Here is a 22,984-nt window from a genome sequence, read left to right on the forward strand (position 1 = left end):
CGAGAGAACGAACTGTCATCGCGTCAGGGAGGCCCCTAGACTGCCGTCTGCGCTCGAGACAGTGTCGTTGCGAGCATCCTCAACGTCGAGGTTCCACCGCAGTGGTCAGTGTCGACCATCGGTGATGTCGAGTCTTTTCACGTCGGGCGTTGCCCGCCTCTTCCCCAGGATGTGTCATGCACCAGCCGCGTCACCACGCTCCCGGCCAGACCGGACTGTACGACCCTCGTCACGAACACGACTCGTGCGGTGTGTCGTTCGTTGCGAATCTCAAGGGTGTGCGCTCCAACGAGTTGGTGCAAACCGGTCTCAAGGCGCTGACGAACCTGGAACACCGCGGGGCAACCGGCGCCGAGCCCGACACCGGTGACGGCGCTGGCATCTTGATCCAGGTGCCCGATGCGTTGTACCGGGCGGTGACCGACTTCGAGCTGCCAGACGCTGGGGCATACGCGACCGGCATCGCCTTCCTCCCAGCTGACCCGGAGGCGGCCGCCAAAGCGCAGGCTGCGATCGACGCCACCGTCGAAGAAGTCGGTCTCAGCGTGCTCGGCTGGCGCGATCTGCCGGTCGACCCGTCGTGTCTCGGCGCGACTGCTCGTGCTGCGATGCCGCTGTTCAAGCAGCTGTTCGTGACCGATCCGAGCGGAACCACCGGGATCGACCTCGATCGCAAGGCGTTCGTCGCTCGCAAACGTAGCCGCCGCGAGCTCGTCGGCGAGCTCGACACCTACTTTGCATCATTGTCCGCTCGCACCATCGTCTACAAGGGGATGCTGACGACACCACAGCTCAGCGAGTTCTTCCCCGATCTCACCGACTCGCGCATCGAGTCGGCGCTGCTGCTCGTGCATTCTCGTTTCTCGACGAACACCTTCCCGTCCTGGCCGCTCGCGCACCCGTACCGCTTCGTCGCGCACAACGGCGAGATCAACACGGTGCAGGGCAACCAGAACTGGATGCGGGCTCGCGAGGCCATGTTGCGCAGCGACCTGCTGCCAGGCATCGACCGCGCTTTCCCGATCTGTACGCCGGGCTCGTCTGACACCGCCCGGTTCGACGAAGTGCTCGAATTGCTGCATCTCGGTGGATATCCGATCCATCACGCGGTGATGATGATGATCCCGTCCGCGTGGGAGAACGACACCACGATGTCGCCGGAGCTGCGTGACTTCTTCCGGTTCCACTCGGCGATGATGGAGCCGTGGGACGGACCGGCCAGCGTCACGTTCACCGACGGCGACGTGATCGGCGCGACCCTCGACCGCAACGGGCTGCGTCCGAGCCGCTACTGGGTGACCGACGACGATCTCGTCGTGATGGCGTCGGAAGTCGGCGTGATCGACATCGATCCGGCCAAGGTCATCGCCAAGGGACGCCTGCAGCCGGGCAAGATGTTCCTGATCGACACGAACGAGGGTCGCATCGTCGACGACGAGGAGATCAAGGCGGCGCTGGCGGCCGAGCACCCCTACGGTGAATGGCTCGAGCGCGGCGTCGTCAGCTTGTCCGACCTGCCGGACCGCGAGCACGTCGTGTTCAGCCACGACAGCGTGCTGCGCCGTCAGCAGCTGTTCGGCTACACGCACGAGGAGCTGAAGATCCTGATCGCGCCGATGGCGAGCCAGGGCCAGGAGGCTTTGGGGTCGATGGGCACCGACACGCCGCTCGCCGTCCTGTCGGATCGACCCCGCCTCGTGTTCGACTACTTCAAGCAACTGTTCGCGCAGGTGACGAACCCGCCACTCGACGCGATCCGCGAAGAGGTCGTCACCTCGGTGTCGTCGACCGTCGGTCCCGAAGCCAATCTGCTGGCTCCTGGGCCAGACAGCTGCCGACAGCTCGCGTTGCCGTACCCGATCATCGACAACGACCAGTTGGCGAAGATCATCCACATCAACGATGACGGTGAGCATCCCGAACTCGCAGCCAAGGTGATCTCCGGGTTGTACCGAGTCGACGACGGCGGCCCCGGTCTCGCGGCCGCACTCGACCGGGTGTGCCAAGAAGCGTCGGACGCCATCGAGAACGGTGCGCGCATGCTGGTGCTGTCGGATCGCAACGCCGACACCGTCGACGCACCCATCCCGTCGCTCCTGCTCACCTCGGCGGTACACCACCACCTCGTGCGCACCAAACAGCGCACGATGACCGGGCTCGTCGTGGAATCAGGTGACGCACGCGAAGTCCACCACATGGCGCTGCTGATCGGGTACGGCGCGGGTGCGATCAACCCGTACCTCGCGTTCGAGTCGATCGAAGATCTCATCGCCGAGGGAATGCACGGCATGGGCGGTCTCGATCCACAGTCGGCGATCGCCAACTACATCAAGGCGTGCAACAAGGGCGTCGTCAAGGTGATGTCGAAGATGGGCGTGTCGACCGTGGCGTCGTACACCGGTGCACAGATCTTCGAAGCGATCGGCCTCGGTCACGAACTCGTCGACCGGCACTTCACGGGCACCATTTCCCAACTCGGGGGCATCGGCATCGACGAACTGGCCCGAGAAGTCGGTGCCCGCCACGCGATGGCGAACCCGAAGCGTCCCGAGGAGCGGGCGCACCGCAAGCTCGAACTCGGCGGTGAGTATCAATGGCGCCGGGAGGGTGAACACCACCTGTTCAACCCCGAAACGGTGTACAAGCTGCAGCACTCGACCCGCTCGGGTCGCTATGACCTGTTCAAGGAGTACACGGCCTCGGTCGACGACCAGTCGAAGCGGCTGATGACCCTGCGCGGTCTGTTCGAGTTCCGGGAAGCATCCGGTCGGTCCAGCATTCCGATCGACGACGTCGAGCCGGTCAGCGAGATCGTCAAACGCTTCTCGACCGGCGCGATGAGCTACGGCTCGATCTCGGCCGAAGCTCACGAGACGCTGGCGATCGCGATGAACCGTCTCGGCGCCAAGTCGAACACCGGTGAGGGCGGTGAGGACGCTGAGCGACTCTACGACCCGGCGCGTCGCTCATCCATCAAGCAAGTGGCTTCGGGCCGCTTCGGTGTGACGTCGGAGTACCTGACCAACGCCGACGACATCCAGATCAAGATGGCGCAGGGAGCCAAGCCGGGCGAAGGCGGTCAGCTGCCCGGTCACAAGGTGTATCCGTGGATCGCGAAGACCCGGCACTCGACGCCGGGCGTGGGCCTCATCAGCCCCCCGCCGCACCACGACATCTACTCGATCGAGGATCTCAAGCAGTTGATCCACGATCTGAAGAATGCCAACCCGGCGGCGAGGGTCCACGTGAAGCTGGTGGCCGAGTCGGGCGTCGGCACGGTCGCTGCAGGCGTGTCGAAGGCGAAGGCCGATGTCGTGCTGATCTCGGGCCACGACGGCGGAACGGGCGCGAGCCCGTTGACGTCGTTGAAGCATGCCGGCGGCCCGTGGGAACTCGGTCTCGCCGAGACGCAGCAGACGCTGATGCTCAACGGGCTCCGTGACCGCATCGTGGTGCAAACCGACGGTCAGATGAAGACCGGTCGGGACGTCGTGATCGCTGCACTGCTCGGTGCCGAGGAGTACGGCTTCGCCACGGCTCCGCTGGTCGTGTCGGGGTGCATCATGATGCGCGTGTGCCACCTCGACACGTGCCCGGTGGGCATCGCCACGCAGAACCCGCTGCTACGCGATCGATTCTCGGGCAAGGCCGACTTCGTCGTGAACTTCATGCAGTTCGTTGCCGAAGAGGTGCGCGAGCTCATGGCCGAACTCGGATTCCGGACGATGGAGGAGATGATCGGCCACGTGGAGTGCCTCGACACTCGCGCGGCGATCGACCACTGGAAGGCGTCGGGACTCGACATCAGCCCGATCCTCGCCGTCCCACAGAACCCGTACGGCCAGACGATGCATCAGAGCGTCGGGCAGGACCACGAACTCGATGCGGCGCTCGACCAGCAGCTGATCGAGTTGGCACAGACGGCGATCGATGACGCGCACCCTGTCGCGATCGATCTGCCGATCCGCAACATCAACCGAACCGTCGGCGCCTTGCTCGGTCACGAGGTGACCAAGAAGTGGAAGGGTGCGGGGCTGCCCGACGGCACGATCGACATCACGCTCACCGGCTCAGCCGGGCAGAGCTTTGGAGCGTTCGTACCCAACGGCATCCAGATGCGTCTGGTGGGCGATGCGAACGACTACCTCGGCAAGGGGCTGTCGGGCGGACGGCTGATCGTCCATCCCGATCCGTCGGCCACCTTTGCCGCCGAGCATCAGGTGATCGCCGGCAACGTCATCGCTTATGGGGCGACGAGCGGCGAAATCTTCCTGCGTGGCATCGTCGGCGAACGGTTCTGCGTGCGTAACTCGGGTGCCCTCGTGGTCAGCGAGGGGATCGGCGATCACGGATGCGAGTACATGACCGGCGGACGGGTGGTGATCCTCGGCGAGACGGGTCGCAACTTCGGCGCAGGGATGTCGGGCGGGATCGCCTACGTCTACGACCACTTCGACAACTTCGGCGAGCGGGTCAACTACGACATGGTGGCGCTGGAAGAACTCACCGACGTGGACCGGGAGTTCTTGCACGATTCGATCGAGCGTCATGGCGAGTTGACCGGTTCGTCGGTGGCCTCGGCGATCCTGGCGTCGTGGCCGGTCGAGGTCAGCAAGTTCCGCAAGGTCATGCCGACCGACTACAAGCGAGTGCTCACGGTGATCGAGGAATCGAGCGCGGCGGGACTCGACGAAGAAGCAACCGTGGAACGCATCATGGAAGCGGCCCGAGCGTGAACCGTTCGACGGTCGACGTGCGTGGCGAAAGGGGCCGGGTGTTGGGATCCGGCTGTGGGTTCAGGGCGCCGAGGGAAGCGCCAGCGACGAGGCTGCCATCGATTCCGACCCCGCTGTCGGTGCTGATGCGTGGCGAAAGGAATCGATAATCGTTATGGGCAAGCCAACTGGGTTCTTGGAGTGGGGTCGTGCGACTCCGCAGATGCGGCCGGTTCCGGTCCGCCTCCGCGACTGGAACGAGGTGTACGAGCCCTTCGACGCGGAGGAACTCAATCATCAGGCCGGCCGTTGCATGGACTGCGGTATTCCGTTCTGCAACAACGGGTGCCCGCTCGGGAACCTGATTCCCGACTGGAACGATCTCGTCTTTCGCGACCAGTGGCGCGATGCGATCGAGCGCCTGCACGCGACGAACAACTTCCCCGAGTTCACGGGTCGGTTGTGTCCGGCGCCGTGCGAATCGGCGTGTGTGCTCGGCATCAACCAGGACCCGGTCGCGATCAAACAGGTCGAAGTCGAGATCATCGACCGAGCGTTCGAAGAGGGTTGGGTCACGCCGCACATTCCGAGCGTGCGCACCGGTAAACGGATCGCGGTCATCGGCTCCGGCCCGGCTGGCCTCGCTGCAGCTCAGCAGCTCACTCGCGCCGGCCACGACGTCGTGGTCCTCGAGCGCGCTGACCGGATCGGCGGCCTGCTGCGCTACGGCATCCCCGAGTTCAAGATGGAGAAGCGACACATCGACCGGCGACTCGAGCAGATGCGAGCGGAAGGCACCGAGTTCCGGGTCAACGCGGCGGTCGGCGAGACGGTCGACATCGAGGTCCTCACGGCGTCGCACGATGCGGTCGTGTTGGCGTGTGGCGCGACGCAGTGGCGCGACCTGCCGATCCCTGGCCGCGAGCTCGCTGGTATCCATCAGGCGATGGAGTACCTGCCGGAATCGAACCGGGTGCTGATGGGAGATCAGGAGCGTTCGCCGATCGACGTCAATGGCAAGCACGTGGTCATCATCGGCGGCGGCGACACCGGTGCCGACTGCCTTGGCACCTCGCACCGTCAGGGTGCTGCGTCGGTGACACAACTCGAGATCATGCCGATGCCGCCGGAGCAGCGCGCTGCCGAGCGCAACCCGTGGCCGCAGTTCGCCATGGTCTACAAGGTCACCTCGGCACACGAGGAAGGCGGCGAGCGGATCTACAGCGTGAACACCGAGTCGTTCGTCGGTGACGACGCCGGCAACGTGCGGGCGCTGCGTATCCACGAGGTCGAGATGATCGACGGGCGGTTCACGAAGATCGAAGGTACCGATCGGGAGCTTCGCGCTGACTTCGTGTTCCTCGCGCTCGGTTTCGTCGGACCGGAGAAGGGCTCGTGGCTCGACGAACTGAACCTCGACTACGACGAGCGCGGCAACGTCGCTCGCGACGACAACTACATGACCAATCATCCCGGTGTGTTCGTGGCCGGTGACATGGGTCGTGGGCAGAGTCTGATCGTGTGGGCGATCGCCGAGGGTCGCGCTGCGGCCGCGGGCGTCGACGAGTACCTGATGGGCGAGACCCGCCTGCCGGTGCCGATCCCGCCGACGGCTCGTCCCCTCATGTGAACCGCCTCATGATCGGTGCAGTCGAGGGGTGCGACGAGCGATCGAGATCGACGTCGAGTGACACCGCAGACGGTGGTCGTGCCTCTACTGTGGCGCCAATGGGTGTGAAGAATTCTCGTCGTCTCGTCGTGGTTGCCTGGCCGTTCGTGATGGCCGGGGTGTTGCTCGGAGCTTGCGGCGGAAGTGAGGCGAGCGAAGCCAGCCGCAGCACGTTCAACCTGGGCTCGACGGCGTTCGTCACGCGGCCGCCCGAGACCACCACGACGACGATCCCGGGCGCAGTGATCGAAGATGGACGGGTGATCGGCGAGCAGGACTACACGGTCCAGGCGGGTGACTTCCCACTTGGTGTCGCCAATCGTTTCGACATCACCGTCGAAGACCTCGGGGCGTACAACGGTTGGCCGACGTGCGGTTCGCTGTCGTGCCCGGAGTTCCCGGGGCCGGGTACCCCGATCAAGATTCCACCGGGAGCCGCCGACCTCGGCGCAACGGCGATCACCGCACCGCCCGGCGTCGAGGTCGTCACCGGTGGCGAAGCGGAACAGCCGGTCGGAGAGACGATCCCTCCGGCGGGCGACAACTGCCAACCGGGCTCGTACACGATCGAGGAAGGTGACTTCGAGGGGCGCGTCGCCGAGAAGTTCGACGTCACCGTGGAGGCCTTGCGAGCGGCCAACGCCGGGACCGCCGACTACAACGTGTTCTACGTCGGGCTGCAGATCGTCATCCCGGCGAAGTCCGACTGCTGACGACCGGGGACAGCTAGATCTGGTCGAACACGAAGTTGATCTGCTTGACGGTCTCCATCGTCGCGCTCGACGCCGCCGAGTAGCGGTGACCGGGGTACAGGATCGTGTCATTCGGCACCTCGGCGAGGCGCTGGAGGCTCTGCATCATCTGCTGCGGGTTCGAGCCCGGCAGATCGGTCCGCCCGCACCCTTCGAGGAACAGGGTGTCACCGGCGACGAGTCGACCGTCGACGAGGAAGCACTGACTTCCCGGGGTGTGTCCGGGCGTGTGCAGCAGGGTGATGTCGATCTCGCCGACGCGCACGATGTCGCCCGAGGCGTGCGTGACCAGGTGCTGATCGCCGACGTGGGTGGTCTTGCGCACCCACTCCGATTCGTCGGCCTGGATGTGGATCGGGCAGTCGACACGGTCGAGCAGCGCCGCGATGCCTTCGATCGTGTGGCCCATCATCGAACCGCCGACGTGATCCGGGTGATAGTGGGTGGCCAACACGCCGGTCACGGTCATGTCGTCGGCGGCGACGGCATCGACGAGGTCACCGACGGCGTAGGCCGGGTCGACGAGCACGCACTCGCCGGTCACCCGATCGCCGATCGCATAGACGAAGTTCACCATCTGCTGGGCCAGCGGGTCGCCGACGGCGAAATCCTTCCCGCTCAACAGTTGGCGGAAGTACAACCGGTCATCGCTCATGTGGCCAGTGTGGCAGTTCGGAATACGATCGAGCCATGCCAGACAGCGCGATCGATGCCCCGCCCGATTCGAACGTCATCCGGTACGGGGTGATCGGCACCGGCATGATGGGTGTCGAACACATCCAGAACATCCTGGCGCTCGACGACGCCGTGGTCACCGCGGTCGCGGATCCGCACCCGCAATCGATCGAGTGGGCACGCGAGACGATCCGTACCGGCAATGGTGCCGGCACCGACGTGGCCACGTTCGACGATCACGTCGCGTTGCTCGACTCGGACCTGTGCGATGCGGTCGTCATCGCCTCGCCGAACTTCACGCACCATCAGATCCTCCTCGACGCCATCGAGCGACCGGTCCATCTCCTGGTGGAGAAGCCGCTGTGCACCGAACTGCTCCACTGCCGCGAGGTCGTGGAGGCGGCGGAACTCGCTGCGCACGACCGCGTGATCTGGATGGGGCTCGAATACCGCTACATGCCCCCGGTCAGGCGGTTGATGACCGAGATCGAAGCGGGGACGGTCGGCGACGTGAAGATGGTCGCGATCCGCGAGCATCGCTTCCCGTTCCTCCCCAAGGTCGACAACTGGAACCGGTTCAGCGAGAACACCGGCGGCACGCTCGTCGAGAAGTGCTGCCACTTCTTCGACCTGATGATCGAGGCAACGAAGAGCGCGCCCGTGCGAGTGATGGCGTCGGGAGCGCAAGACGTCAACCACTTGGATGAACGCTACGACGGCCGCACGCCAGACATCCTCGACAACGCCTACGTCATCGTCGAGTTCGCCAATGGCGCCCGCGGCATGCTGGATCTGTGCATGTTCGCCGAGGCGAGCAAGAACGAGCGAGAGATCGCCGTCACGGGGCCGCTCGGCAAGCTCGAGGCTCTCGACACGGAAAGCGTCGTGCGGATCGGGCGTCGCACCGACGACATCGTCAGCGGCATCAACGTGATCACCGAGGAACGGGTGACCGACACCGACATCAAGCACATGGGCCTGCACCACGGCGCGAGCTACCTGGAGCACGCCGACTTCGCCGCGGCCATCCGGGCGGGGCGGCCCGCTGCGGTCACGCTGCGCGACGGGCTGTGGTCGGCGGCGATCGGCTTCGCTGCACACCGTTCGATCGAGACGGGCCTGCCGATCTCGATGACCGATCTCGTCGAACTCGACGGTCTCGAGTTCGGCTCGGGCGTCGACGTGGCGTCATGACCGCTGGAGTTCACACCGGGCGACTCGAACGTCTCGAGGTCGGCCAGTTGATCGTGTTCGGCGGTGACCGTGTCACGACGGTGCCGGCCGAGCTCGCCTCCGCGTTCGAGCCGGGTGACCGCCTGATCGTGGTGCAGTCGACCGGCGATCTGCTGCACGTGCCGGCGGTCGAGTACGACACCGTCACCGCTGCGGTCGACGGTGCGCTCGACGGGTTCGCTCGCCTCGCGGCGTGCTCCGACGAGCAGATCACGGCGTTCTTCGAGGCGTTCGGCGACCGACTCGCCGACGACACCGTGTTCGCCCAGATCTCGGCGGCGAACGACATCGATGTCGCCGATGCCCGAGAGCGCGGTCGCTCGACCACCCGGTTGGAGCTCACGGCGAAGATGCGTGCCGACATGATCACCGGGTTGCGCGAGTGGGCGGCGGCCGCCCCGATGCGCGACGCCGTGGTCGAGACCGTCACCCACACCGGATGGTCGCTGGAGGCGCGTCGTGCGCCGCTCGGCGTCGTCGGGTTCGTGTTCGAGGGGCGGCCGAACGTGTTCGCTGACGCGTGCGGTGTGGTCCGCAGCGGCAACGCCGTCGTGTTCCGGATCGGCTCCGACGCGCTGGGGACCGCTCGCTCGATCGTCGAGCACGCGCTGCAGCCTGCGTTGGCGGCCGCCGGGCTGCCGGACAACGTGGTCCAACTCGTCGATTCGGCGAGTCGAGCTGCCGGACACGCGCTCTTCAGCGACGGTCGACTGGCGCTCGCCGTCGCCCGCGGCTCGGGCGCCGCCGTGGCCCAACTGGGCGCCGTCGCCGCGCAGGCGGGAATTCCGGTCAGCCTGCACGGCACGGGCGGCGCGTGGCTGGTCGCAGGGGAGCGCGCCGACCCCGACGTCGTGCGGCGTGCCGTTCGAGCCTCGCTGGACCGCAAGGTGTGCAACACCCTCAACGTCGTCGCCGTGCCCGCTGCCGTGGCCGAGTCGGTCGTACCTGCGGTGCTCGCCGGGTTGGACGACGCTGCATCGGCGCGCCGCACGCACGCTCGGCTGCACGTCGTCGTCGGCAGCGAGGGGGCGGTGGATCCCGCGCGCTTCGAACGTCAGGTCGAGATCGAGCGTGCCGAAGGCACCTCGGTCGAGGCGTCGGCGTCGAGCCTGCCGATCGACGGACTCGCGACCGAGTGGGAGTGGGAGAACTCACCCGAGATGACGCTGGTGATCGTCGACGACGTCGACGCGGCCGTCGAGTTGTGTGATCGCTACAGCCCGCACTTCGTCGCGTCGCTGATCAGCGACGACCCGGCGGAGCACGAGCGCTTCTACGCGTCGGTCGATGCACCGTTCGTCGGCAACGGCTTCACCCGTTGGGTCGACGGCCAGTACGCGCTCGACAAACCCGAGCTCGGGCTGTCGAACTGGGAAGGTGGCCGCATGCTCGGTCGCGGCGGTGTGCTCTCGGGCGACAGCATCCACACGATCCGCTACCGCGCGATCGTCACCGACCACGACACCGCTCGCTGACCGGATTCAGGAGCGCCGCGTCGCTACCGTTTGCGTCGTGCCCCGTCGTCGATCGCTTCTCGTCGGGACGTTCACCGTCGGGATGATCACCGCTTGTGCAGGCGGCGGCCCGCCGGTTGCGGTGGAACAGGCCGACCGCACGGCCGCGCCGGTCGACACCACCACCAACAACAACAACACCAACACCAGTACCGAGTCGACGAGCACGACGAGCAGCACGCTTGCCGTCGAGGTGGACGACGAGAGCGAGACGAGTGCCGACGAGCCGAGCCTGAGCGTCGGTGACCCGCTGTTTCCGGAACTCGGCTCGCTCGACGTCGACGTCGTGTCGTACGACCTGCGCCTCGATGTCGAGCCCGGCGCTCCGACGGTGTCCGGTGAGGTCGACGTGACGGTGACGCTCCGGCCGGGTCTCACCGTCCTGCCACTCGACGCCGTCGGCCTCGACATCGACCGTGTGGCGATCGACGAGGTCGTCACCACCTCGACATCGACCGAGTCCGAACTGCTCATCGACCTGCCCGCCAGCGTCGACGCGTCGTCGGGCGGGCCCACGACCGTGACGGCGTCGATCGACTACACCTTCCGAACCGGGGGACGTACCTCGGCCGTCGGACTGCCGTCGGGATGGATCACCTCGCCCGCTGGCTCCTACGTGCTCAACGAGCCCGATGGAGCGAGAACCTGGTTGCCGAGCAACGACCATCCGTCCGACAAGGCGACCTGGCGTTTCGAGGTCGTCGTGCCCGAGGGCGTGGTGGTGTCGGCCAACGGTGAACTGGTCGAACGACCAGACGCGGCCAGCAGCGGGGCGTGGGTCTGGGTCGCCGACGACCCGATGCCGACCTATCTGGTGCAGATGATCGTCGGCGACTACGAGATCGTCGAGTCGCCGCCGGCGACGAGCGTCGACGGAAGCGAGATCCCGCTCACGCACGTCGTGCCATCAGGAGATCGTGCCTCGTTCGACGCCGCGATCGACGGCATCGACGAACAGCTTCGGTTCTTCGAGGAACTGTTCGGTCCGTACCCGCTCGACCGGTACGGGCTCGCGTTCGTGACGGATCTCTCGGGACTGGCCATGGAGACCCACGGGCGTTCGATGTTCGGTGCGGGCGATTTCGACTCCGGGCGGGTCGGCTTTCTCCAGGAACTACTCCTCGCACACGAACTCGCCCACCAATGGTTCGGCAACGCGGTGAGCCCGCAAGCGTGGGACGACATCTGGCTCAACGAGGCGTTCACCACCTACGCGCAGTGGCTGTGGCTCGACCACGTCGACCTGCAGCCGCTCGATGTCCACGCACGCGCCATGCTCGATCTGCGCCAACGGACCACCGAATCGACCGGCGAGCCGACGGTCGAGAACATGTTCGGCTTCGAGCGCTACGACGGCGGGGCGACGGTCGTGCACGCCCTTCGCCTGACCATCGGTGATGATCGATTCTTCGAGGTGCTACGGCGCTGGGTGAGCGACTTCGGCGGGACCTCGCAGAGCACCGAGAGCCTGATCGGCCTCGTAGAGGCGGTTGCCGATGAGGATCTCGACGAGTTCTTCGACGACTGGTTGTACGCCGGAGCCCTTCCCGACTCGTACCCTGCCAGCTGATGTCCGACCGCTACCCTCCCGACCTGCCCGCACCGCAGTCGTCGGTCGCGTCGTGGCCGCCGCCCGACCCGTCGCACCATCTCGTCGGTGCGAGCGTCACCGCGTCGCGCCAGCCCCAGTTCGCTCCGAAACGACCTCCGCACCCGACGTTGCCCTGGCAGGCCGGCGGCGGCGCGATCGCTGTGCTGGTGGTGTCGCTGGTCGGCTCGAAGTTCATCCTCGATCTGCTGATCGATTTCGAATGGCCGATCGTCCTCTACGTCGCGATCCTCGGCGTCTTGGGCTATGGCCCGTCGTTGCTGTGGTGGCGATTTTCGACCTCGCGATGGGGGAGCGGGCGACCGATCGACGACGTCGGTGCTCGACCGAAATGGTCCGATCTCGGGTGGGGGCCCGTGATCTGGCTGGCGGCGATCGGCGTGCAGGTCGTCGCCGTTGCGTTCGTGTTGCGCCTCGACATTCCGCTGTCGAACAACACCGACGGGATCGACGAGCTGCGCGCCGACCGGAGCTACGTGATCGCGTTGGTCATCAGCGCGGTGATCGCCGCACCACTCGTCGAAGAGATCGTCTTTCGTGGCCTCGTCATGCGCAGCATGCTCAGCAAGCTGCCGACGACTCTCGCGATCGTCGCGCAGGGAGTGCTGTTCGGTGTCGCCCATGTCGATCCGGTCCGAGGCGTCGGCAACGTCGGGTTGGCGATCGTGCTGTCGGGTGTCGGCATCGTGCTGGGCGGCTTCGCCTACCTGCTTCGGCGCATCGGCCCGGCGATCGTGGCCCACGCCATCTTCAACGGGGTGGTGATGGTGCTCGTGCTGTCCGGACTCGCCGATCAGATCCGCGAGGACGGCCCGGACGTGTTCGACGACGGTGCCACAGGCAGTTCCGTGGTCGTGGCGCAGTCCAGTTGACGACCGCTACACGCCGTGCGTGCGCAGTTCGCAGTTGTCGATCAGTCGGACGTCGCCGAACCAGACAGCGGTGGCGATCCGAAGCGGGCCGACGGCGTGCTCATCGTCATCGGTGATCTCCTGCAGGGTCTGCGCGTCGAAGATGGTCGTGTACTCGTGGCGGGCGAGCGGTTCGGCCTCCACCACGCTGCGGGCCGCCGCCACGATCTCGCTCGGCGCAGCACCGCGGTTCGCCGCAGTAGTCGCGGCGTCGAGCGAGTGCGGCACGACGATGGCCCGCGCTCGCTGGGTCTCGTTGAGGCGAAGGTTGCGGCTCGACTGAGCGAGACCATCGGCATCTCGCACGATCGGATGGCCCACGATGTCGATACCCAGGTCGAGGTCCGCGGCCATCTGTCGAATGATCGCGAGCTGCTGGAAGTCCTTCTGGCCGAAGATCGCCACGTCGGGTCGAACGGCGCCGAACAGCTTCGCCACCACCGTGACGACCCCCTCGAAGTGACCGGGTCGCATCGCGCCTTCCATCACGTCGGCGAGCAGACCGGGAACGACACGGGTCTGGAAACCGGGCGGGTACATCGCGGCCGCAGTGGGTGCGTAGACAGCGGCAACGCCGGCTTGACGACACGACTCCACATCGGCGTCGATCGGCCGGGGATAGCTGTCGAAGTCGGCCGACTCGTTGAACTGCAGCGGGTTGACGAAGATCGACACGACCACACGGTCACTGCGTCGAGCGGCATCGGCGGCGAGGGCGAGGTGGCCGGTGTGCAGCGCCCCCATCGTGGGCACGAACCCGATCGTGAGGCCCGCGTCGCGTTGGCGGCCTGACCAGGCGCGCATTTCGTCAGGGGTCGTCAGCGTGTGCATCGTGCAGGGAGTCCTCGTACAGCTGGTGGGGGCCGGATGGGTAACGGTCATCGCGGAGTCGCGGTCGACTCGTCAAGCGATCATCGCAGACGGACACAGCGATGACCATGACGGCACGTCCCCGACCGGCGTCGCCGCCACCACCGCATGCGTGCAGGCCGCGGCGAACACGTGCGCCGCAGCGTCGAGGAGTGGATTGAGCGCACCGATGCGGTGTGGATGGCTGGGCAGCCGTCGAGTGCCGGTGGCGAGGGTGAACACCGTGTCACCGTCGGTCATCGAGTGAGCCGGTCGAATCGCACGCGCCATGCCGTCGTGTGCGACCGATGCGACCTTCGACGCTTCGGCTTTGTCGAGCGCGGCGTCGGTGACGATCACACCGATGGTGGTGTTGAGCGCCGGTGCTCGACCGAGCGTGGCCGCTTCGCGTGCGGCGCGGCGCTCGGCCGCGGACGGGCGCCGAAGACGAAGTCCGCTCGGCTCCCAGGGGAGCCCGGTCGACGGGTCGATCGCCGAGCCGTTGGAATTGACGACGGCGATGGCTGCGACGGTGACCTCGGTACCGATGCCGTCGTCGAAGAGTTCACCCGGCAGCGCGACACGACGGCTCGCGGTGCCCACCCCACCTTGGAGGCCGCCCGAACGCGCGCCGGTACCCGCGCCGACCGAGCCCCACGCGCTCGGCGTGCGTCCGGTGAGCGCGGCCCGCGCCGCTCGTCGGCCGAAGTCAGCGTCGGGGCGGTTCGCGAATCGGCCGCCCCGGCCGAGGTCGAAGATGACGGCCGTGGGGACGACCGGAACGACACCTGTCCCGATCGGGAAGCCGAGGCCATCGGCTTCCAGTTCCGCCATCACCCCGTCGGCCGCAGCGAGCCCATAGGCGCTCCCGCCGGTCAGGCAGACAGCGTGGACGCGCTGGACCAGGTTCTCCGGACGCAGCGCGTCGGTCTCTCGCGTACCTGGCCCGCCACCGCGCACGTCGACGCCGGGCACTGCACCGGAGCGACAGACGATCACCGACGTGCCGGTCTGCCATCCACGACCGACTCGTCGATGATGGCCGACGCCGATGCCGTCGACGTCGAGCACGCTGCCGAAGGGAGTGTCCACGATCCGATCATGGCCGATGGCACACGACGTTTCCCGCACCGCGCTCACACGGGCCGTTCCGAGCGACCGGTCAGCGTGTTCGTCGTTCCCAGATCGCCCGCAGTTCCGGCTCGGGATCGTCGACCAGGTCGGCGGCTCCGCCGATGATCCGTGTCGATCGAAGTCCGTCGTCGAACGGGGCCCAACCCGGATCACCGGTGCGGGCGAACGCGATGAGTGCGTCCGCGAACTGATCGGCGACCCGAGACAGATACCCGCTGTCGCCGGCACCGATGAACGTCGACGCTCCTGGCCGATCGAGGTTGTGGAAGGCGAAGGGGATGTCGAGCCCGTGACACGCGCCCAAGATGCCGCCGAATGCACTCGACGCGACATGGAACTCGTACGCCCATGTCGGCGCCGCCGCCTGGGACCGCTTCGCGGCGAGCCGTTGCACGGGCCACCGGAACACCTCGTCGGTCTGCATCGCCGACACCAGTTGGCTGTTGGTGCTCCCGGGTCGGTGAGATCGATACCGCTCGATCGCGTCGACGTGGTTGTCGAAGCGCTGTTCGAACTCGCGCTCGACGTCGCGCTCGCCCCAGCTCCGCCGCGCGGTGTCGAACGCCGTGAAGAGCAACATCTCGTCGCGGTTCGTGCCGACGACGAGCGGCTTCGGTGAGCGACTCGCCGTTGGCAGGATCGGCGCCGGGAACGTGGGCGTCCCCTCGGTGGGCGCGAAGTTCTTCAGCCCGGCCGTCGTCGCCGACATCTTCGACTGTGCTATCAGGATCGCATCGAGGTCGGCCGAGCGGACGGCGGCCGGCGAGGACGCTCCGAGCAACGCGAGATAGTCGTCGAGGAGTTGTTCAGCCTCTGCGACCGTGCGGAGCTGGAGCAGCGACGGGCTCATCGACCAGACGCGCTGGAAGAGGTGTTCCGCATCCGGCGCGCCGAGCAGGGACACGACGGCGGACCCGCCCGCCGACTCGCCGAAGATCGTCACGTTGTCGGCGTCACCACCGAACGCCTCGACGTGTCGCTGCACCCACCGCAACGCGGCGATCATGTCGAGCGAGCCCAAGCTCGACTCGCCGTGAAAACCGAGGGCGCCGAGTCGGTAGTTGATCGTGACGACCACGACGTCGCCTCGAGCAGCCAGCGCGTTGCCGTCGTACCAGGGCATGGCCCCGGACCCGGTGACGTACGCACCGCCGTGCACCCAGAAGAGCACCGGGCGGCGACCATCGTCGCATGCCGGCGTGACCACGTTGAGATGGAGGCAGTCTTCGTCGATCGGTAGCGCGTCACCGCCCAGGAGTTGATCGAGCGCTCCTGGAACCTGGGGCGCTTGTGCACCGAACCGGCGAGCGTCGACTCGGTCGCTCTCGACCGTGTCGATCGGCGCCTCGAGGCGGTGTGCTCGAGCGAATCGGATGCCGCGGAACTCGCGTGTCGCTCCGCGGTCGATGCCCAGATGCCGGCCTTCGGCGCACTTCGCCGTCGCCGGTTGCGCGTGGTCATGCTCGCCCGTCATCGCCGCGACGGTAGCGGGAGCCCGACCGCACCCGTGGCGTTCAGCCCTGACCGCGGTTCGGTCGGCGGCGGCATGGCTCGTCTAGCCTGCCGACGTGCTCGAACGAGATCCGGTTCCCGACACGTTGGCTCGACGAGCCCTCACCGGCGTCAAGCGGGCATCGGGCGAACTGGTCCATCGAGGGTGGGAGCTCGCGATCGAACTCGGTGCGATCGGCCCCGACACGCGTCGTGGCCGCCGGTTCGGTGCTTTCGGTACGAACAGCGTGATCTGCTTTCCGCCGAACACGATCTTCAACGAGCAGTACATCCACATCGGGGCGGGGACGATGTTCGGCCCGCACGCGACGCTGTCTGCCGGCATGGTGCCCGGACAACAGATGGTGTCCGATCCGGTGGTCTCGGTCGGCGACCGATGCTTGTTCGGCAAGGGGAGCGGCATCGTCGGGCATCTGCGCATCGAGATCGGCGACGACGTCTGGACCGGCCATCACGTGTACATCACCGACCAGAACCACGGCTACGACGACCTGGCACTACCGATCTCGCGTCAGGTCATGCCGGAGCGCCCGGTGTCGATCGGCGACGGATCGTGGCTCGGCCACGGCACGGTCGTGCTCCCGGGCGCGCAGATCGGCAGGCACGTGGTGGTCGGTGCGAACAGCGTGGTCACCGGTGAGTTGCCAGACAACTGCGTGGCGGCGGGGGTCCCAGCCCGAGTCATCAAGCGCCTGACGTAGACCCCGCCAGATGGGTGCGCTGGGCGACCGAACCGTTCAGTTCAGCACGCCGTTGCGGGGCGGTCTGCAGCTCGGCATGCCGTTGTCGGCGGCGAAGGTCTCGATGCGTTCGGTGATCGGCACATTACGCACCGCGGTCTCCGTGAAGGGGCCGTCGATGCCCTGGCGGAGTCGATCGGCGTAGGCATAGCGGTCATCGAGCAGCGTTCGGTAGTCGGCGATCCAATCGGGCACGATCGCCTGGCCCTTCGCATCGCTGGGCCGGACAGCTTCGACCTCGTCGAGCATTCGCGACATCATGTCGGTCGACTGCACGACGAGGTCGGCGCGCACGTCGAGATCCGCCGAGCGTTGGAGGTCGAGCAAGCGCACCTCGAGGCGCACTGGTTCGCAGATCTGCTCCGCACGAGCGCCCCACGATTCGTCGTCGATCTTGTTGACCGCGGTCTTGTCGGCAAAGAACAGGGCCCAGGTCCAGAACGTCACGAACAATGCGAGACCGATCGGGAACAGCACGCGAAAAGGCGTGATGCCCGTGACCCGGGGTTCGTGCTCCTCGGCGCCGATACCGGGTTGCACGGGGGTGTCGATCTCGTCACGTGTCACCACAACCTCAGACGATATGGCATGGACGCGCTGGTAGAAACGCAGGCGATGCGTTTCGCCAGACTCCGAACGAACTGGCTGCTGATCCGGTCGATGTTCATGCTGCACCCGCGGCTGTTCGTCCTCGCCTTCGCCGGAGCAGCGGTGTTCGCCGTGGGCACCGTCGCGTCCAGCTTCGCGATCAAGTGGGTCATCGACGAGGTGATCCTGCCGCGCTTCGACGAGGGCGACGTGGGCACGTCGACCGTCGTCGCCGGCCTGGCCCTGATCATCGGGATCGGCCTGGTCAGAGCGGTGGGCGTGGTCATCCGTCGGTCGGCCGCCTCGGCGGGGATGTGGAGAGTCGCGGAGACGTACACGAACCAGGTGTTGGAGCGGCTCGTCCGTCAACCGGTGAGCTGGCATCGACGTCGGGCCGACGGAGATCTCGTCGCTCGCGCTGGCGTCGACACCGAAACGACGGTGAGCGTGATCGCCCCGATTCCGTTCGCAGCGAGCACGGTCTTGATGATCGTGATCTCGACGATCTGGATGTTCGTCACCGACATTCCACTCGGGGTCGTCGCGATCGTGGTGTTCCCGCTCGTGATCATCGCCAACGTGGTGTATGAGCGTTCCGTCAGCGTGCACTACTCCACTGCCCAGCGCCAGCTCGGCGAGTTCTCCGCTGCGGTCCACGAGAGCTTCGAAGGCGTGCAGCTCATCAAGTCCTACGGAGCCGAGGCCCGTGAGACCAGGCGTCTCGCCGACTTGGCAGATGAGGTCCGGGCGACGCGGGTCGGGGCGATCCGGATGCGGACCTGGTTCGAAGCGCTACAGGACATCATCCCGGCGGTCACCAACATCGTGTTGGTCGTGATCGGTGCGGTGCGGGTGCAGTCCGGTGACGTCACGGTTGGCGAGTTCACGAGCGTCATCTTCTTGTTCACCTTGCTGGTGTTGCCGCTCCGGCTGATCGGTTACGCGCTGTCTGAGCTGCCGCGGTCGATGGCGGCGTGGCTGCGCATCCAGGAGGTCACCAACGAAGACATCGAGCCGGATCCGGCCGGATCGGTTCAGCGGGCGCCGGACGGCTTCGGCGTCGTCTTCGACGGCGTCACGTTCGCGCACACGCCCGAATCCGGCCCGGCGCTGCGTGGAGTCGACCTGGCGATTCCCATCGGCACGGTCACCGCGTTCGTGGGGCCGACCGGTTCCGGCAAGTCGACCCTCGCCGAGCTCGCGCTCGGCCTCGTCGGCCCGACGAGTGGCACGGTGCGACTGGCACCCGGAACGCGGGCGATCGTGTTCCAGGAAGCTTTCCTGCTCGCCGGTACCGTGCGCGACAACATTCGCCTCGGCCAGGACGTCGACGACGACGAGATCTGGGCGGCTCTGCACATGGCGGTGGCGGACGAGTTCGTGCGGTCGTTACCCAACGGCCTCGACACCGTGGTCGGCGAGCGCGGGGTCAGTCTGAGCGGCGGGCAACGTCAGCGCGTCGCACTCGCGCGAGCGCTCGTTCGCCGTCCGAGCCTGCTGATCCTCGACGACACGACCTCGGCGCTCGACCCCGCAACCGAGGCAACGGCGCTCGACCGTCTCCGGAGCGGTCTGTCGGACGCGACCGTGCTCGTCATCGCATCTCGCCCGTCGACGATCGCACTCGCCGACGACGTCGTCTTCATGGAGGCCGGTCGGATGGGGGCGCACGGGACACACCACGAACTGCTCGCGGCATCGCCTCGCTATCGCGAACTCGTCGAGGCGTTCGAGACCGATCGGTCGGCGGTCGAGTCGGGGAGGACCTCATGAGCACGACGACCGACGAGATGGCGGTCGATTGCCAGCAGGACGGTCCTGACGGCGCCGACGCTTCGTTGACGTCATCGGGCTCGACTCGACGAGCGTTCAGGACCGACGACGCCCCGACGGCGACGCAGACGATCCTGCGCGGTCTGCGCGAAGCGCCGGTGTTGCGACACGGGCTGTGGATCACGTTCGTCCTCGCGGCGATCGGGGCGGCCGGGCGCGTCGTCGTGCCCATCCTGATCCAGCAGGCGATCGACAACGGCATCGTCGGGCGAGACGAGGTCCGCGTCGACCTCGTCGTGCGGTTGGCGATCATCGGCACCGTTGCCGTGCTCATCTCCGGCCTCGCGCTACGACAGGCGGCACTGCGGTTGGGCGATCGGAGCGAGCGGGCGCTGTACGACTTCAGAGAACGGCTCATCGGCCACATCCACCAGTTGAGCCTTGCCGATCACAGCGAGGAGCGGCGCGGCGGTCTGGTCGCCCGGGTCACGAGCGACATCGAGACGATGGCGCAGTTCTTCCAGTGGGGTGGGATGTCGTGGATGCGCAGTACCACGCTGATGGTGATCGTCGCGGTCGTGATGGTCGTGTACGACTGGCAGCTGGCGCTCGTTGCGTTCGCCGTGTCGCTGCCCCTCGCGTTCGTGTTGCGCGCCGTGCAGAAGCGGCTCGTCGTCGCCCACGGTATAGCTCGCGAACGCAACGGCGAGATGCTCGGCGCGCTGGCCGAGGTGGTGTCGGGAGCGTCGACGATTCGCGCCTACGGCGCTGGCGAACAGGTCAGCACGACGGTGCGCGACGCCACGCGCAGCAAGGCGCGGGCCCAGGTCAAGGCCGCACTGATCGGCGCCTTCCTCTTTCCGTCGGGCGAGGTCTTCTCGGTCTTCACGGTCGCATCGGTCGTGGGCGTCAGCGTCTGGCGAGGACCGGACGGCGGATTGACGGCGGGTGCCGTGGTCGGCTTCATCTTCCTCACGTATCGATTCCTCGAACCGATCGCCGAGTTCACCGAGATCATCGACCAGACACAGACAGCGGTCGCTGGCCTGCGTCGCATCCTCACCGTGCTCGACATGCCCGTCGGGCCGGTCGAGACGGCATCTCCGACGCTCTTGCCGGCTGGCCCGATGCAGATCGACATCAAGCACGTCACCTTCTCGTATCCGCGACGTCACGACGATGTTGCACCGGCGGGCGATGTGTCCGACCGCAACGACGTGCCGGTGCTTCGCGACATCGTGGTGACGATCCCCGCCGGTCAACAGGTCGCGATGGTCGGAGAAACCGGCTCCGGCAAGACGACGCTCGGCAAGCTGATCGCCCGCTTCACCGACCCGCAACACGGTTCGATCGAGCTCGGCGGTGTCGATCTGCGCGCCACGAGCCGCAGCGACCTGCGTTCGCGGTTGATCGTCGTGGCGCAGGAACCGTTCTTGTTCGACGACACGATCGCTGCAAACGTCGCGTTCGCCCGCGAGGGCAGCGAGCGCCATTCCGTCGAGCGCGTGGTCGCCGAGTTGGGCGTCGACGAGTGGGTCGCGTCGCTCGATCGTGGCCTCGACACGCGTGTCGGCGAACGCGGCGAGCAGCTCTCGGCCGGGGAGCGTCAGCTCGTCGCATTGCTGCGAGCCGGCCTGGCCGACCCGGACGTCTTGATCCTCGACGAGGCCACGTCGAGCGTCGACGCCCTCACCGAGGTGACGATCGCGCGCGCCCTGGACCGGTTGGCGTCGAGCCGAACCACGATCGCGATCGCCCACCGACTCTCGACCGCCGCCCGCGCTGATCGCGTGCTGGTGTTGGCCGACGGGGTGCTGGTGGAGGACGGCCCCCACGTCGACTTGGTCGCAGCGAACGGCACGTACGCACGTCTCTACGAATCGTGGGTGTCGGCGACTGCCGTCTGAGGCTCGGCGTGCTCCGAGCCGACGATCGGTATCGCCGTTTCGTACTGTCGCGGGCATGCAGGAGCCGCGCCACGTCGCCATCGTCACCGGTGCAGCCTCGGGTATCGGCCGTGCCACCGCCGAACTCTTCGCCGAGCGTGGCCACGGTGTCATCGCAGCCGACATCGTCGATCCCACGTGGTGCGACGGGACAGACGTGGTGCCGCTTCGCGCCGACGCATCGTCCGATGACGACAATGCGGACATGGTCACAGCAGCGCTCGAACACTTCGGTCGCCTCGACGCATCGATCCTCAACGCGGGCATCACCGGCCGTGCCACCTTCGAAGACGACGATGCCCTGCACCGCCTCGACACGCTGTACGCCGTGAACCTCCGTGGGGTTGCGCTCGGCATCCGTCATGCGGCACCGGTGATACGAGCAACCGCAGGGAGCGGAGCGATCGTCGCGACCGCCTCCACCTCGGGTCTGGGCGGCGACGCCGGTAACTTCGCCTACAACGCGACCAAGGCCGGGGTGATCAATCTGGTGCGCGCCGCAGCGATCGACTACGGCGCCAGTGGCATCCGGATCAACGCGGTGGCACCGGGCCCCGTCGAGACCGGCATGACCGCTCGGCTGCAGCAGGCTCCTGAACTCCATGACGCGATGCGACGTCGAATCGTGCTGCAGCGTTGGGGGCAGCCGCGCGAACTCGCCGAGGCCTTCTGGTTCCTTGCGTCGCCGGCGGCGTCGTTCATCACCGGCGTGACCCTTGCCGTCGACGGCGGTCTGTCGTCGACGGCGGGCCATTTCGACCTTCCACAGACAGGACCACCAACATGACCGAAACCGACACCACAACGACCGGGGCCAGCGAGTCGTCGGGCAACATCAAGAACTACGAAGACGTCACCGTCTACGGGCTCGACGCCGACACCGAAGACCAACTGATCGCCGAGCAGAAGGAACTGAGCTTTTGCTGGGTGACCAAGGACGGCTCGCCGATGGGCGTGATCATGAGCTATCTGCGCGACGACGACGGGGTCTTCTGGATGACAGCGTCCGGTCAACGCAAGCGTGTGCCCGCGATCCGTCGCGACGGCCGCGTCGTGATGGTCATCTCGTCTCCCGGCACCTCGATGGGCCCCGGCAAGACGGTGACGTACAAGGGACACGCCACCGTGCTCGACGACGAAGCGACCAAGGCGTGGTTCTACCCGGCGTTGGCAGAGCGTTTGTACGGCGGCCGCGGCGAGGAGCGCGTGCAGGAGTTCGCCAACATGTTGAACTCGCCGCGCCGCATCGTCATTCGCGTCGATCCTGGTTTGCGGGTGGGATACGACGGCGCAAAGATGGCCGCAGCGACGGCGAAGGCCCGTGCCGAAGGTGACCTGAGCTGGGACGACTGAGCTGGGATAAC

General features: G+C 66.8%; 17 protein-coding genes. 12 read left to right on the forward strand and 5 right to left on the reverse strand.

Features of this window, described 5'->3' with window-relative positions:
- The first annotated feature begins 176 nt into the window (after positions 1 to 176).
- From gltB to ACE37B_RS00635, 3 genes are all read left to right on the forward strand, one after another.
- Positions 177 to 4,736 carry a glutamate synthase large subunit gene (gene gltB, locus ACE37B_RS00625; protein ID WP_409921351.1) on the forward strand — a complete coding sequence of 1,520 codons (4,560 nt, stop codon included), beginning with the start codon at positions 177 to 179 and terminating at the stop codon, positions 4,734 to 4,736.
- A gap of 154 nt (positions 4,737 to 4,890) precedes the next feature.
- Positions 4,891 to 6,345, forward strand: coding sequence for a glutamate synthase subunit beta (locus ACE37B_RS00630; RefSeq protein WP_409921352.1), 1,455 nt, complete (start codon positions 4,891 to 4,893; stop codon positions 6,343 to 6,345).
- Between the two features lie 98 nt (positions 6,346 to 6,443).
- Entirely contained in the window at positions 6,444 to 7,097 is a 654-nt protein-coding gene (locus ACE37B_RS00635; protein ID WP_409921353.1) for a LysM peptidoglycan-binding domain-containing protein, read from the forward strand.
- 13 nt (positions 7,098 to 7,110) lie between these two features.
- Here the strand turns inward: ACE37B_RS00635 and ACE37B_RS00640 are convergent, their stop codons facing one another.
- Complete coding sequence (locus tag ACE37B_RS00640) at positions 7,111 to 7,791, reverse strand: MBL fold metallo-hydrolase (RefSeq protein WP_409921354.1); 681 nt, start codon at positions 7,789 to 7,791, stop codon at positions 7,111 to 7,113.
- Between the two features lie 35 nt (positions 7,792 to 7,826).
- Between ACE37B_RS00640 and ACE37B_RS00645 the strand changes: the two genes are divergently transcribed.
- From ACE37B_RS00645 to ACE37B_RS00660, 4 genes are read left to right on the forward strand one after another with little or no spacing between them, the layout of a single operon-like run.
- Positions 7,827 to 9,005, forward strand: a complete 1,179-nt coding sequence (locus ACE37B_RS00645) for a Gfo/Idh/MocA family protein (protein WP_409921355.1) — start codon at positions 7,827 to 7,829, stop codon at positions 9,003 to 9,005.
- The gene (locus ACE37B_RS00650; protein WP_409921356.1) at positions 9,002 to 10,519 is read left to right on the forward strand and encodes an aldehyde dehydrogenase family protein; all 1,518 of its coding nucleotides are present in this window, start codon (positions 9,002 to 9,004) and stop codon (positions 10,517 to 10,519) included. Before ACE37B_RS00645 ends, ACE37B_RS00650 begins: the two co-directional genes overlap by 4 nt.
- A gap of 37 nt (positions 10,520 to 10,556) precedes the next feature.
- Complete coding sequence (locus ACE37B_RS00655) at positions 10,557 to 12,128, forward strand: M1 family metallopeptidase (RefSeq protein ID WP_409921357.1); 1,572 nt, start codon at positions 10,557 to 10,559, stop codon at positions 12,126 to 12,128.
- Complete coding sequence (locus ACE37B_RS00660) at positions 12,128 to 13,039, forward strand: CPBP family intramembrane glutamic endopeptidase (RefSeq protein WP_409921358.1); 912 nt, start codon at positions 12,128 to 12,130, stop codon at positions 13,037 to 13,039. Before ACE37B_RS00655 ends, ACE37B_RS00660 begins: the two co-directional genes overlap by 1 nt.
- A 6-nt stretch (positions 13,040 to 13,045) precedes the next feature.
- Here ACE37B_RS00660 and panC read toward each other — a convergent pair whose 3' ends face one another.
- From panC to ACE37B_RS00675, 3 genes are all read right to left on the reverse strand, one after another.
- Complete coding sequence (gene panC / locus ACE37B_RS00665; RefSeq protein ID WP_409921359.1) at positions 13,046 to 13,909, reverse strand: pantoate--beta-alanine ligase; 864 nt, start codon at positions 13,907 to 13,909, stop codon at positions 13,046 to 13,048.
- 72 nt (positions 13,910 to 13,981) lie between these two features.
- A complete protein-coding gene (locus tag ACE37B_RS00670) occupies positions 13,982 to 15,019 on the reverse strand; it encodes a P1 family peptidase (RefSeq protein ID WP_409921360.1) in 1,038 nt (345 codons plus the stop codon).
- Between the two features lie 70 nt (positions 15,020 to 15,089).
- The gene (locus ACE37B_RS00675) at positions 15,090 to 16,535 is read right to left on the reverse strand and encodes a carboxylesterase/lipase family protein (RefSeq protein ID WP_409921361.1); all 1,446 of its coding nucleotides are present in this window, start codon (positions 16,533 to 16,535) and stop codon (positions 15,090 to 15,092) included.
- 94 nt (positions 16,536 to 16,629) lie between these two features.
- On the opposite strand from ACE37B_RS00675, the gene ACE37B_RS00680 reads away from it, so the two are divergent.
- A complete protein-coding gene (locus ACE37B_RS00680; protein ID WP_409921362.1) occupies positions 16,630 to 17,274 on the forward strand; it encodes an acyltransferase in 645 nt (214 codons plus the stop codon).
- 36 nt (positions 17,275 to 17,310) lie between these two features.
- On the opposite strand, the gene ACE37B_RS00685 is transcribed toward ACE37B_RS00680, so the two are convergent.
- A complete protein-coding gene (locus ACE37B_RS00685; protein WP_409921363.1) occupies positions 17,311 to 17,880 on the reverse strand; it encodes a hypothetical protein in 570 nt (189 codons plus the stop codon).
- Positions 17,881 to 17,901: 21 nt separating this feature from the next.
- Between ACE37B_RS00685 and ACE37B_RS00690 the strand changes: the two genes are divergently transcribed.
- From ACE37B_RS00690 to ACE37B_RS00705, 4 genes are read left to right on the forward strand one after another with little or no spacing between them, the layout of a single operon-like run.
- Positions 17,902 to 19,674, forward strand: a complete 1,773-nt coding sequence (locus ACE37B_RS00690; RefSeq protein WP_409921364.1) for an ABC transporter ATP-binding protein — start codon at positions 17,902 to 17,904, stop codon at positions 19,672 to 19,674.
- Complete coding sequence (locus tag ACE37B_RS00695) at positions 19,671 to 21,581, forward strand: ABC transporter ATP-binding protein (protein WP_409921365.1); 1,911 nt, start codon at positions 19,671 to 19,673, stop codon at positions 21,579 to 21,581. The genes ACE37B_RS00690 and ACE37B_RS00695 overlap by 4 nt, the downstream gene beginning before the upstream one ends.
- 55 nt (positions 21,582 to 21,636) lie before the next feature.
- The gene (locus tag ACE37B_RS00700) at positions 21,637 to 22,407 is read left to right on the forward strand and encodes an SDR family NAD(P)-dependent oxidoreductase (protein WP_409921366.1); all 771 of its coding nucleotides are present in this window, start codon (positions 21,637 to 21,639) and stop codon (positions 22,405 to 22,407) included.
- Positions 22,404 to 22,973 (forward strand): pyridoxamine 5'-phosphate oxidase family protein, encoded by a 570-nt coding sequence (locus ACE37B_RS00705; protein ID WP_409921367.1) that lies wholly within the window; start codon positions 22,404 to 22,406, stop codon positions 22,971 to 22,973. The genes ACE37B_RS00700 and ACE37B_RS00705 overlap by 4 nt, the downstream gene beginning before the upstream one ends.
- Positions 22,974 to 22,984 lie beyond the last annotated feature (11 nt).

The sequence above is a fragment of the Ilumatobacter sp. genome (assembly GCF_046290335.1).
Taxonomy (GTDB): domain Bacteria; phylum Actinomycetota; class Acidimicrobiia; order Acidimicrobiales; family Ilumatobacteraceae; genus Ilumatobacter_A.